General features: G+C 61.9%; 10 protein-coding genes. 1 reads left to right on the top strand and 9 read right to left on the bottom strand.

From position 1 onward, the window contains the following. The first annotated feature begins 49 nt into the window (after nucleotides 1-49). Nucleotides 50-1543, top strand: coding sequence for a sensor domain-containing diguanylate cyclase (locus tag KSS96_RS05540; protein ID WP_065877270.1), 1494 nt, complete (start codon nucleotides 50-52; stop codon nucleotides 1541-1543). Nucleotides 1544-1634: 91 nt separating this feature from the next. On the opposite strand, the gene lpxC is transcribed toward KSS96_RS05540, so the two are convergent. From lpxC to murD, 9 genes are all read right to left on the bottom strand, one after another. Continuing rightward, complete coding sequence (gene lpxC, locus KSS96_RS05535) at nucleotides 1635-2546, bottom strand: UDP-3-O-acyl-N-acetylglucosamine deacetylase (protein WP_003171886.1); 912 nt, start codon at nucleotides 2544-2546, stop codon at nucleotides 1635-1637. 112 nt (nucleotides 2547-2658) lie between these two features. Continuing rightward, the gene (gene ftsZ, locus KSS96_RS05530) at nucleotides 2659-3864 is read right to left on the bottom strand and encodes a cell division protein FtsZ (RefSeq protein ID WP_017526184.1); all 1206 of its coding nucleotides are present in this window, start codon (nucleotides 3862-3864) and stop codon (nucleotides 2659-2661) included. Nucleotides 3865-3930: 66 nt separating this feature from the next. Further along, nucleotides 3931-5193 carry a cell division protein FtsA gene (ftsA, locus tag KSS96_RS05525; protein WP_017526183.1) on the bottom strand — a complete coding sequence of 421 codons (1263 nt, stop codon included), beginning with the start codon at nucleotides 5191-5193 and terminating at the stop codon, nucleotides 3931-3933. A 15-nt stretch (nucleotides 5194-5208) separates the two neighbouring features. Next, on the bottom strand, nucleotides 5209-6078 hold the full coding sequence (locus tag KSS96_RS05520) for a cell division protein FtsQ/DivIB (protein WP_217855792.1): 870 nt from the start codon (nucleotides 6076-6078) through the stop codon (nucleotides 5209-5211). Nucleotides 6079-6081: 3 nt separating this feature from the next. Continuing rightward, the gene (locus KSS96_RS05515) at nucleotides 6082-7038 is read right to left on the bottom strand and encodes a D-alanine--D-alanine ligase (RefSeq protein ID WP_017526181.1); all 957 of its coding nucleotides are present in this window, start codon (nucleotides 7036-7038) and stop codon (nucleotides 6082-6084) included. Further along, a complete protein-coding gene (gene murC, locus KSS96_RS05510; RefSeq protein WP_017526180.1) occupies nucleotides 7035-8480 on the bottom strand; it encodes a UDP-N-acetylmuramate--L-alanine ligase in 1446 nt (481 codons plus the stop codon). The genes KSS96_RS05515 and murC overlap by 4 nt, the downstream gene beginning before the upstream one ends. Then, nucleotides 8473-9543, bottom strand: a complete 1071-nt coding sequence (murG, locus tag KSS96_RS05505; RefSeq protein WP_065877271.1) for an undecaprenyldiphospho-muramoylpentapeptide beta-N-acetylglucosaminyltransferase — start codon at nucleotides 9541-9543, stop codon at nucleotides 8473-8475. Before murG ends, murC begins: the two co-directional genes overlap by 8 nt. Beyond that, the gene (gene ftsW / locus KSS96_RS05500) at nucleotides 9533-10756 is read right to left on the bottom strand and encodes a putative lipid II flippase FtsW (protein WP_017526178.1); all 1224 of its coding nucleotides are present in this window, start codon (nucleotides 10754-10756) and stop codon (nucleotides 9533-9535) included. Before ftsW ends, murG begins: the two co-directional genes overlap by 11 nt. Then, a complete protein-coding gene (murD, locus tag KSS96_RS05495; protein WP_065877272.1) occupies nucleotides 10753-12099 on the bottom strand; it encodes a UDP-N-acetylmuramoyl-L-alanine--D-glutamate ligase in 1347 nt (448 codons plus the stop codon). The genes ftsW and murD overlap by 4 nt, the downstream gene beginning before the upstream one ends. Between the last annotated feature and the right edge of the window lie 5 nt (nucleotides 12100-12104).

Genomic DNA, 12104 nt, shown 5'->3' with positions numbered 1-12104 from the left:
CGTCGGGTAGAACTAAACTGCCAGCATTCACACCGCTGAAGTCCGCCCGATGAGTCAACGCCGTCGTCATCCCCGCACTGCACACCCCGAGCTGCTATTGATTCTGGGCAGCGGCCTGACCGTCGTCCTGATCGTGGTGATCGTGGCGGCGTTGTTGATCCGCGAACATGCCAGCACCTTGCAGGCGGCCACGCGCGCGACCACCAACATCGCCCAGTTGATCAATGCCGATGTGTTGCGCAACGTCGAACTCTACGACCTGGCGCTCAAAGGGCTGATCGCCGCCAAACAACGCGAAGACCTGGCCCAGGTGACGCCGAGCATTCAACACCTGGTGCAATTTGATTTATCCACCGCCGCGCCGTTCAAAGGCGAAGTGTTGCTGCTGGACGCCGATGGCACTGTCATCGCCGACTCTTCGACCCTGCACCCCACGCCCCGTAACTTCGCCGACCGTGACTATTTCCAGGTGCATGTGAGAGAGCCGCAGACCGGCTTGTTCATCAGTCGGCCGTTCAAGATTGATTGCGACTGCGAGCAGGTATGGCGCATGGCATTCAGCCGGCGCGTATCAGGCCCCAACGGTGAGTTTATCGGCGTTGCGGTGGCAACCATGCGCCTGGCGTATTTCGATCAGTTGTTCAGCACCCTCACGATCGGCAACAGCAGCAGCGTCAACCTGCTCAACAACAGGGGCATCCTGCTGGCCCAGCAGCCACTGCTCGAACGCGACATGATCGACAAGGACTTGAGCGATCGACCGAATTTCAAACGTATTCTGCGCGAAGGCATGGGCAGCTTTCAGGCGATCTCGGCCATCAGCGGCAAGGAGCGCCTGTACACCTTCACCAACGTTGGCGAGCTGCCGCTGATCGTGGTGGTGGCCTTGTCCAGTGACGATGTTTTCGCCCCCTGGAGACGTGCGGCCCTGCTGACCAGCGGCGCGACCGGCATCCTCTGTATCGGCTTGCTATGGCTTACCTGGATGTTGCGTCGCGAACTGCGGCGCCGCTTTCGCGCCGAACGGGTGCTGTCAGAACTGGCAGCCACCGACGCCCTGACCGGCCTGGCCAATCGTCGCACCCTGGATGAGCGCCTGCGCCTGGAATGGGACCGCGCCCAACGCTCGACGGAGCCGCTGACGCTGCTGATGATCGACGTAGACCACTTCAAAGCGTTCAACGATCGTCATGGCCATCAAGGTGGCGACGAAGCCTTGCGCACAGTTGCCCAGGTGATCGGCAGCAACATCCGCCGACCTGCCGACCTGGCGGCGCGGTATGGCGGGGAAGAGTTTGCGGTGGTGTTGCCGAACACCGATGCCAAGGGCGCCTGGCTGATTGCCGAACATATTCGCAGCAGCGTCGAGCATTTGCCGCGGGTGGCCGGGGATCAACGCCCCATTACCGTGAGTATTGGCATGAGCACTTGGCACAAGCGTAGTGGCACGCCATTGGAGGCTTTGCTGCTCAGCGCCGATCAGGCCTTGTACGAGGCCAAACACACGGGGCGCAATCGGATCGTGGATGCGGACGGGCTCTAACCCGGCTTCGCAAACGTGCTCACATAAAAATGGATATAAAAAAAGGCCACCCGAAGGCAGCCTTTAAAAACTAAAGAAAGAGAGTTGTTACTTACACCGCCGCAACGGGACGCATGTAAGAGATCGGTGCGGTGCTGGCATCTTCGAAGGTCACGACTTCCCAAGCGTCTGTCTGCTCAATCAACTTGCGCAGCAGCTGGTTGTTAAGGGCGTGGCCCGACTTGAAGCCTTTGAACTCGCCTATCAGGCTATTGCCCAGCAGGTAGAGGTCACCGATTGCATCGAGGATCTTGTGCTTCACGAATTCGTCTTCGTAGCGAAGGCCGTCTTCGTTCAGTACACCATCCGCGTCGACCACAATGGCGTTTTCAACGCTGCCGCCGAGTGCGAGGTTGTGCTTGCGCAGGTACTCGATGTCACTCATGAAACCAAAGGTACGGGCGCGGCTGACTTCTTTTACGAACGAAGTGCTGGAAAAATCCACGCTTGCACTTTGGGTGCGGTCACGGAATACCGGGTGATCGAAATCGATCTCAAAGCTCACTTTAAAGCCTTCGAACGGGACGAAGGTGGCGCGCTTGTCGCCGTCTTCTACTGTCACTTCCCGCAGAATGCGAATGAACTTCTTGGCTGCGTCCTGTTCTTCCAGGCCGGCAGATTGAATCAAGAATACGAAGGGTCCAGCGCTGCCATCCATGATAGGGACTTCGGACGCGGAGAGCTCGACGTAGGCGTTATCGATGCCCAAACCGGCCATGGCCGAGAGCAAGTGCTCCACCGTGTCCACTTTGACGTCACCGTTGACCAACGTGGTCGACATAGTGGTTTCGCCAACGTTTTCCGCGCGAGCAGGAATCTGCACCACAGGGTCCAGGTCGGCACGCACAAACACGATGCCGGTGTCGACAGGTGCGGGCTTGAGGGTCAGGTAGACCTTCTCACCGGAGTGCAGACCTACACCTGTGGCACGAATAATATTCTTCAGGGTGCGTTGTTTAATCATGGCTTGGACCGCTTCAGCGCAAATTGCGAACTGGTATCAACAAAGGCTGGCGATAATAGCAGACCAGACCTTTGCTGAACACCAATCACCTTCATAGCCCTGATACATTCCATCAATCGGCCTGACGACGCAGGAATGCCGGGATGTCCAGGTAGTCCAGATCATCTTGCGGATTCGGGCTACGCGAGGCAGCAGCACCGGCCTGGGCCTGGTTGCGCATCACGGTCGGACGGTCCAGATCACGGTAGTTGACCGACGGCAGTTCCTGGCGCGAAGGCGCTGGGGCGGCAGCCGCTTGGCTCGCGTGGCTGGCTTGGCTGTTATGCAGCGTGTTGTCGATGACCTTCACAGGCTTCTCGATTTTTGCGCCCAGACCGGTTGCAACCACGGTCACGTGCAGCTCGTCGCGCATGTCCGGGTCGATGACGGTACCGACTTTGACCATGGCGTGCTCGGAAGCGAACGCTTCGATGATGCTACCCACGTCGGAGTACTCACCCAGGGACAGGTCGGGACCTGCGGTGATATTCACCAGGATGCCGCGTGCGCCTTGCAGGTTCACGTCTTCGAGCAGCGGGTTGCGGATGGCCGCTTCGGTGGCTTCACGCGCACGGTTAGGACCGCTGGCGCAGCCGGTGCCCATCATCGCCATGCCCATTTCGCTCATCACGGTACGGACGTCGGCAAAGTCGACGTTGATCATGCCTGGGCGCTTGATGATATCGGAGATACCGCGAACGGCACCGGCCAGTACATCGTCAGCCTTGGCGAATGCGGACAGCAAGCTTGCGTCCTTGCCCAGGATGGTCAGCAGCTTCTCGTTGGGAATGGTGATCAACGAGTCGACGCTTTCAGACAGCAGACGGATGCCTTCGTCGGCGATCTGCATGCGCTTGCGACCTTCGAACGGGAACGGACGGGTCACGACAGCAACCGTCAGGATCCCCATTTCCTTGGCTACTTCGGCAATGATCGGCGCAGCACCGGTACCGGTACCGCCGCCCATGCCGGTGGTGATGAACACCATGTTGGTGCCTTGCAGCACTTCGGCAATACGCTCGCGGTCTTCCAGGGCGGCTTGACGGCCGACTTCCGGATTGGCGCCGGCGCCGAGGCCCTTGGTCACGGCTGTGCCCAATTGCAGGATGGTCCGCGCGCCGATGCTTTTCAGCGCCTGGGCATCAGTGTTGGCGCAGATGAATTCAACGCCTTCAATGTTGCTCTTGACCATGTGGTTGACAGCGTTGCCGCCGCCACCGCCGACACCGATTACTTTGATAACCGGGCTAGCGGGGATGTTGTCTACGAGTTCAAACATGTTCCCTCTCCTTTCGTTTTCTCTAGTTTTTTCGCCTACTGCTTACTGCGGTGTTGCGGTAAATCTTTAGAAATTGCCTTTGACCCATGCCTGCAGCCGCTCCAACAACGGCGCTTTCGCCTCGTCGTCACTGCGGTAGCTGTCACGGTTGCTCGGGCCCGACAGGGAAATGCCGTCGGTCTGCTTTTGCAGCCCGTACAACAGCAAGCCCACACCGGTGGAATAAATCGGGTTGCGCACCACGTCGCCCAGGCCTTTGACACCATGGGGCACGCCCAGGCGTACCGGCATGTGGAAGATTTCCTCGGCCAGCTCGACCGCGCCTTCCATCTTCGAGGTACCACCGGTCAGCACGATGCCGGCCGGGATCAGGTCTTCGTAGCCGCTGCGACGCAGTTCAGCCTGGATCAGCGTGAACAGTTCGTCGTAGCGCGGCTCGACCACTTCGGCCAGGGCCTGGCGCGACAGCTCGCGCGGCGGACGATCGCCCACGCTCGGCACCTTGATGGTTTCACCGGCACCGGCCAGCTTGGCCAGGGCACAGGCGTAGCGGATCTTGATTTCTTCGGCGTACTGGGTCGGCGTGCGCAACGCCATGGCGATGTCGTTGGTCACCTGGTCGCCGGCAATCGGGATCACGGCGGTGTGACGGATCGCACCTTCGGTGAAGATCGCGATGTCGGTGGTGCCGCCGCCGATGTCCACCAGGCACACGCCCAGTTCTTTTTCGTCGTCGGTCAGTACCGAGTAGGCCGAGGCCAGTTGCTCGAGAATGATGTCGTCGATTTCCAGGCCGCAGCGGCGCACGCATTTTTCAATGTTCTGTGCGGCGTTGACGGCGCAGGTCACCACATGGACCTTGGCTTCCAGGCGCACGCCCGACATACCCAGGGGCTCGCGAACGCCTTCCTGGTTATCGATCACGTAATCCTGCGGCAAGGTATGCAGTACGCGCTGATCGGCCGGGATCGCCACGGCCTGGGCAGCGTCGAGGACGCGCTCAAGGTCGGCCGAACTGACTTCGCGGTCGCGGATCGCCACGATGCCGTGGGAGTTCAGGCTGCGGATATGGTTGCCCGCCACGCCGACGAACGCCGAGTGGATCCGGCAACCGGCCATCAGCTGCGCTTCTTCGATGGCGCGCTGGATCGATTGCACGGTGGACTCGATGTTCACCACCACGCCCTTCTTCAGGCCCCGGGACGGATGCGTGCCAATACCGACGATTTCGATCGTGCCGTCTTCCCCGACCTCGCCCACCAGCGCCACCACCTTGGAGGTGCCGATATCGAGACCGACGATCATTTTGCCGCTTTGCACGTTTGCCATGGGTCCTGCCTCTTCTTAATTCTTCGCGACAGCGGGTTGCGCTGCCGTGGGCGCAGCCGGTTCACGCCAGCCGACGGCAAGGCCGTTGGCGTAACGCAGGTCGACGCTCGCAATGTTCGTAATCTGTTCTTTCAAGGTCTTGTCATAGATGGCGATGAAACGGCGCATCTTTTCCACCAAGCGGTCGCGTCCCAGCAACAACTGGATACCCGGGCCGGAACTGCCTGCCCCGGTCGTCAAAAACCAGCTGCCCCGTTCACGCAGTTCCAGGCGTGCAATGGAGAAGCCCAGTGGCCGCAGCATCTGGCTCAGGGCCTGGTACTGCTGCATCACTTGCTGCTGCGCCCGCTGCGGCCCGAACAGCTGCGGCAGGTGCTCGTAGTTGGCCAGCTCACGCGGGGTGAACGCCTGGCCCTGGTTATTCAACAGCGCCTCGTCACCCCAACGGGCCACGGGCAGTTGTTCTTCCAGGCGGATCGTCACCTGGTCCGGCCATACGCGGCGGACCTCGGCGTGGGCGATCCACGGCATCTGTTCCAGCTCAGCGCGCATGCCGGCCAGGTCGATGGTGAAGAAACTCGACGCCAGGAACGGGCCGATACGCTGCTGCACCGCCTGTTGGCTGATGTAACTCAAGTCCCCCTGCACGCTGATCTTGGTGATCGGCCGGTCGGCATACGGCAACAGGCGCTGTGCGCCTTCGTACGTGCCAAAGCCCAACGCCACCAGCATCACCGGCCAGAACAGCGCCTTGAGGAAACCAAAGTTGGCTTTCGGCAGGCGCGCCGACATCGGCTCTTTAGCCACCATTCGACTGGCACCCCGGGGCACCGGCTTGCGGCTCGGTGCTTGAGGGGGCTGATGACGAAGCGATGCGCCTTTCATGTCTTAGCCTCTGGGCTCAATACTGTCGGCCAGGATCGCCAGCACCAACTGCTGGAAATCCAGACCGGCGGCACGGGCGGCCATGGGTACCAGGCTGTGGTCGGTCATGCCCGGCGCAGTGTTGACTTCCAGGAACCAGAAATTCCCTTGGTCGTCCTGCATCACGTCTGCCCGCGCCCAACCGGCGATACCCAGCGCCTCACAGGCTTTCGCCGTGAGGTCCATCAATTGCTGTTCCTTGGTTGCGTCAAGGCCACATGGGATCCGGTACTGGGTATCGGAAGCCACATACTTGGCGTCGTAGTCGTAAAACGTGTGGGGCGTGCCCAATGCGATAGGCGGCAATACCTGGCCACGCAGGGTGGCGATGGTGTACTCGGGACCCTGGATCCACTGTTCCACCAACACTTGCGAATCGTAGGTACTTGCCGCTTTCCATGCGTCGATCAATTCGGCGGCCGAGTTCACTTTGGCCATGCCGATACTGGAGCCTTCATGGGCAGGTTTGACGATCAAAGGCAGGCCCAGTTCCTTGGCTGCGCAAATACAATCGTCTTCGCTGCACAGCACGCTGTGACGCGGGGTTGGAATACCCAGGCTGTGCCACACCTGCTTGGTGCGCAATTTGTCCATCGCCAATGCCGAGGCGAGGATGCCGCTGCCGGTGTAAGGGATGCCGGCGCATTCCAGCAGGCCTTGCATGCTGCCGTCTTCACCGCCACGGCCGTGAAGAATGATAAAGGCGCGGTCGATCTTCTCGGCCTGCAAGCGCGCGAGGAAGTCATCGCCCACGTCGATGCCGAACGCGTTCACACCGGCGCTTTGCAGCGCTTGGAGCACGGCATTGCCGGACTTGAGCGACACTTCACGTTCGGCGCTCTTGCCGCCGAACAGCACGGCCACGCGACCGAAGTCGGCAGGCGTAACCGTTGAGAACAGGGAGGCGTAGTCAGTGATCATTTCGACTTCCCCTTCGCCGCGACAAACAGCGGGCTCGCCAACAGCTTCGGCGCAAGGCCGCCGATATCACCGGCCCCCTGGCACAGCAGGATGTCACCGGCGCGCAGCAGCGGCTTGACGATCGGCGCCAGGTCCACACCGCGCTCGATGTAGATCGGGTCCAACTGGCCACGCTGACGGATGCTGTTGCACAGCTTGCGGCTGTCGGCGCCCGGGATCGGTTCTTCACCGGCCGGGTAGACTTCCATCAACAGCAGCACGTTGGCATCGGCCAGTACATTGACGAAGTCGTCGTACAGGTCGCGGGTACGGCTGTAGCGGTGCGGCTGGTACACCATGACCAGGCGACGCTCCGGCCAGCCACCCCGCACGGCCTTGATCACCGCGGCGACTTCGGTCGGGTGGTGACCGTAGTCATCCACCAGCATCACGTCACCGCCGTCTACCGGCAACTGGCCGTAGACCTGGAAGCGACGGCCCACGCCGGCAAAACGCGACAGGCCTTCGACGATGGCTTCGTCGCTGACGCCTTCATCGGAGGCGATGCAGATGGTCGCCAGGGAGTTCAATACGTTGTGGTTGCCCGGCATGTTCACCGACACATCCAACGGCTCGCGATCAGGGCGCAGCACGGTAAAGAAGGTTTGCATGCCTTCCTGGCGTACATTGATCGCGCGCACGTCGGCGTCTTCGCTGAAGCCGTAGGTCACGGTCGGACGCTTGACCTGTGGCAGGATCTCACGCACCACCGGGTCGTCCAGGCACACCACCGCCAAACCGTAGAACGGCAGGTTGTGCAGGAACTCGACGAAGGTTTTCTTCAACTTGTTGAAGTCACCGTCGTAGGTAGCCATGTGGTCTTCGTCGATGTTGGTCACCACGGCGACCAGCGGTTGCAGGTGCAGGAAGCTCGCGTCGCTTTCATCGGCTTCGGCGATCAGGTAACGGCTGGTGCCGAGCTGGGCGTTGGTGCCGGCTGCATTCAGGCGGCCACCGATCACGAAGGTCGGGTCCAGGCCACCGGCGGCGAACACCGAGGCGATCAGGCTGGTGGTGGTGGTCTTGCCGTGGGTGCCGGCGACGGCGATGCCGTGGCGATAGCGCATCAGCTCGGCGAGCATCTCGGCGCGTGGCACCACGGGAATACGGCGTTCAAGGGCGGTGGCCACTTCCGGGTTGGAGGTGTTCACGGCACTGGACACTACCAGCACGTCGGCCTCGGCGGCGTTCTCGGAACGGTGGCCGATAAAGATCTGCGCGCCAAAGGACTTCAGGCGCTCGGTGACCGGCGACTCTTTCAAGTCCGAGCCGGATACCTGGTAGCCCAGGTTCAGCAGGACTTCGGCAATACCGCACATGCCCACGCCGCCGATACCGACGAAGTGGATGCGACGGATGCGGCGCATCTCGGGTTGCGGCATGGCTTTCTGATTCTCAACCATGGGCCACCTCCAGGCAGATATCGACCACGGTGCGGGTTGCGTCAGGTTTGGCCAGGCGGCTTGCGGTGCTCGCCATGCTGTTGAGTCGTTCGGGTTGCATCAAAACCTCAGTCAGGCGTGCGGCCAAATCGGCCGCGCCAGTCGTTCTTTGCGGCAGCAGGAAGGCAGCGCCCTCCCCGGCCAAATATTCGGCGTTGCGGGTCTGGTGATCGTCAATCGCATGGGGCAAAGGCACCAGCAAGGACGGCAGACCGGCGGCGGCCAGTTCACTGACGGTCAGCGCACCAGCGCGACAGACCACCAGGTCGGCCCAGCCATAGGCATGGGCCATGTCTTTGATGAAAGGCTGTACGTTCGCCTCGACACCGGCCTCGCGGTAGCGCGTGGCGGTCACTTCATCGTGGTTCTTGCCGGCCTGATGGAAGATCTCCGGGCGCAACTGTTCCGGCAGTTGCGCCACCGCTTCCGGCAGCAGCTTGTTCAATGGCTCGGCGCCCAGGCTTCCGCCCAGGATCAGCAAATGCGCCTTGCGCCCGGCCAATGCCTGACGCGCGATGTCCATAAACAGTTCGGTGCGCACCGGGTTGCCGGTGGTACGCCGCTTGCTCGATGCTCCAAAAGTGTTCGGGAACGCTTCGCACACCCGCGCGGCCAAGGGCACCAGCAACCGGTTGGCGGTACCGGCGACGGCATTTTGTTCGTGCACGATCACCGGCACGCCGGCGAGCTTGGCGGCCACACCGCCAGGCCCCGTCACATAACCGCCAAAACCGAGCACACACACCGGCTGCAATTCACGGATGATTTTGCGCGCCTGCCACACCGCCTTGAGCAACACAAACGGCGCCTTGAGCAGGGACAATTTGCCCTTGCCGCGCAGGCCGGTGACGTTGATCAGATGCAGCGGTAAGCCGGCAGTGGGCACCAATTCGTTTTCGATGCCGCGCGGCGTACCCAACCAATGCACGGTGTAGCCACGGTTCTGGAATTCCCGCGCGCAAGCCAGGGCCGGGAACACGTGGCCCCCGGTGCCGCCCGCCATGATCAGCACATTAGCGCCCATGGGTCGGCTCCTCGGCGAAGTCGCTTTCGCTGAACTCCATGTCTTCGCTGCCCAGGTGGGTTCGACTCTCCCACTCGATGCGCAGCAACAAGCCCAGGCAGGCGCAGCAAATCACCAACGAACTGCCGCCATAACTGAGGAACGGCAAGGTCAGGCCCTTGGTCGGCAGCAAGCCGACGTTCACCCCGATGTTGATCAGGAACTGGCCGATCCACAGGAACGACAAGCCGTACGCCACGTAAGCGGCGAAATATTGTTTGGCCCTCTCGGCCCACAAGCCGATGTACATGCCGCGTACACACACGAACACGAACAGCGCGACGGTGCACAGCGAACCCACCACGCCCAGCTCTTCGGCGAGTACCGAAAACACGAAGTCGGTGTGCGCTTCGGGCAGGTAGAACTGCTTCTGCACGCTGTTGCCCAGGCCCACGCCCAGCCACTCGCCGCGACCAAAGGCGATCAACGCCTGGGTTAATTGGTAGCCGGAGCCGAACTGGTCGGACCAGGGGTCGGTAAAGGTAATCAGACGCGCCATTCGATAGGGCTGCGCCTGCACCAGGATGGTCACGGCGGCCACGGCCAGCACCACCATCAAACTGAAGCGGAACAGGCCCACGCCGCCCAGGAACAGCATCGCCGCCGCCGCCCCCATCATCACGACGGTGGCGCCGAAGTCCGGTTCCATCAGCAACAGGCCGGCCATGGGCAGCAGCACGATGAACGGCTTGAAGAAGCCCATCCAGCTTTCGCGCACTTCTTTCTGGCGGCGGACGAGGTAGCCGGCGAGGTAGATCACCACGAACACCTTGGCGATCTCCGACGGCTGCACGTTGAACGCACCGAAGCCGATCCAGCGCATCGAACCGTTCACCTCGCGGCCGATGCCCGGCAGGATCACCATGATCAGCAAGCCGAAGGCACCGATCAGCATCAGCCAACCCAGGCGTTGCCAGGTGGCGATGGGGATCATCATGGTCACGATGCACGCGCCCAGGCCGATGATCAGGTACACCAAGTGCCGGATCATCATGTAAAGGGTGTTGCCCGACTGTACGGCCGCCACTTCGGAAGAAGCCGAGGTGATCATCACCAGGCCCAGGCCCAGCAACGCGAGGCAACCGGCGAGCATCGGGAAATCGAGGTCAATGCCGCGCCCCGTGATGATCGGCGACGGGTAAGGCTTGATGATATTTCTGAAATCGATGCTCATGCCAAGCCCTCCACGGCGCGAGCGAACAACTGGCCGCGCTCTTCGTAGTTCTTGAACATGTCGAAACTGGCGCACGCCGGCGACAGCAGCACCGCATCGCCCGGCTGGGCCAGGGCCTGGCACTGGGCGATGGCATCGTCCAGGGACGTGGCGCGCACGTGCGGCACCGCATCACCCAGGGCAGCGGCGATCAAATCGGCATCGCGGCCCATCAACACCACGGCTCGGCAATGCGCGGCCACCGGTGCCTTGAGGTCTTTGAAATCAGCGCCCTTGCCGTCGCCACCGGCGATCAGCACCAGCTTGCCGTCGATATCGGCGCCAAGGCCTTCAATGGCGGCCAATGCGGCGCCCACGTTGGTGGCCTTGGAGTCGTTGTAATAGCTGACGCCATTGAGGTCGCGCACCCATTGGCAGCGATGTTCCAGGCCGCCGAAGGTGCGCAGGCTCGCGAGCATGGCGTCGAACGGCAGGCCCACGGCATGCCCCAGCGCCAAGGCGGCCAGAGCGTTGGATTGGTTATGGGCGCCGCGGATTTTCAGCTCGCGCACCGGCATCAGGTTCTGGAACTCGAAGGCCAGGTATTTCTCGCCGTTCTCTTCGCGGATGCCGAAGGCCTTGAAGTCGGGTTTGCCCAGGCCGAAGGTCCAGCAGGGCATGCCCTCGCCGATCAGCGGACGACTCAGGGCATCCTGGCGGTTGACCACAAACTGCTTGGCGCCGCGGAAGATCCGGTGCTTGGCCAGGTGATACGCGGGCAAGCCACTGTAACGGTCCATGTGGTCTTCGCTGACGTTCAACACCGTCGCGACTTCGGCGCCCAGGTCGTGGGTGGTTTCCAGTTGGAAACTCGACAGCTCCATTACATACAACTCGATGTCGTCGCTGAGCAGATCCAGCGCCGGCGTGCCGAGGTTACCGCCCACGGCCACGCGCTTGCCGGCCGCCATCGCCATGTCGCCGACCAGGGTGGTCACGGTGCTTTTGGCGTTGGAACCGCTGATGGCCACGATCGGTGCCTTCGCGTGGCGCGCGAACAGGTCGATATCGCCGGACAGCTTCACGCCACGCGCCGCTGCTGCTTGCAGGGCCGGTGTCGCCAGGGCCAGGCCAGGGCTCACGTAAAGCTCATCGGCGCGGCACAGAAACTCGACATCCAACTCGCCACAACGCACTTCCACGTGCGGGTAGTCACGGCGCAGCGTGACCAGCTCCGGTGGATTTTCCCGCGTGTCGGCCACGGCAAACGACGTGCCCCGGTTCGCCAGGAAGCGAACCAGGGACATGCCGCTCTTGCCGAGGCCGACAACGATGCGGAAGTGGTCTGAAGCGATCAGGGACACTCGTT

The organism is Pseudomonas asgharzadehiana (assembly GCF_019139815.1).
In the GTDB taxonomy this organism is placed as follows: domain Bacteria; phylum Pseudomonadota; class Gammaproteobacteria; order Pseudomonadales; family Pseudomonadaceae; genus Aquipseudomonas; species Aquipseudomonas asgharzadehiana.
Note: the sequence above shows the minus strand (reverse complement) of the source record. Positions and strands in the feature narration are given on the sequence as shown.

What these genes read in the sequence shown, in the direction of transcription:
- KSS96_RS05540 (WP_065877270.1), top strand. Translation starts at nt 50, where the DNA reads ATGAGTCAACGCCGTCGTCATCCCCGCACTGCACACCCCGAGCTGCTA.
- lpxC (WP_003171886.1), bottom strand. Translation starts at nt 2,546, where the DNA reads ATGATTAAACAACGCACCCTGAAGAATATTATTCGTGCCACAGGTGTA.
- ftsZ (WP_017526184.1), bottom strand. Translation starts at nt 3,864, where the DNA reads ATGTTTGAACTCGTAGACAACATCCCCGCTAGCCCGGTTATCAAAGTA.
- ftsA (WP_017526183.1), bottom strand. Translation starts at nt 5,193, where the DNA reads ATGGCAAACGTGCAAAGCGGCAAAATGATCGTCGGTCTCGATATCGGC.
- KSS96_RS05520 (WP_217855792.1), bottom strand. Translation starts at nt 6,078, where the DNA reads ATGAAAGGCGCATCGCTTCGTCATCAGCCCCCTCAAGCACCGAGCCGC.
- KSS96_RS05515 (WP_017526181.1), bottom strand. Translation starts at nt 7,038, where the DNA reads ATGATCACTGACTACGCCTCCCTGTTCTCAACGGTTACGCCTGCCGAC.
- murC (WP_017526180.1), bottom strand. Translation starts at nt 8,480, where the DNA reads ATGGTTGAGAATCAGAAAGCCATGCCGCAACCCGAGATGCGCCGCATC.
- murG (WP_065877271.1), bottom strand. Translation starts at nt 9,543, where the DNA reads ATGGGCGCTAATGTGCTGATCATGGCGGGCGGCACCGGGGGCCACGTG.
- ftsW (WP_017526178.1), bottom strand. Translation starts at nt 10,756, where the DNA reads ATGAGCATCGATTTCAGAAATATCATCAAGCCTTACCCGTCGCCGATC.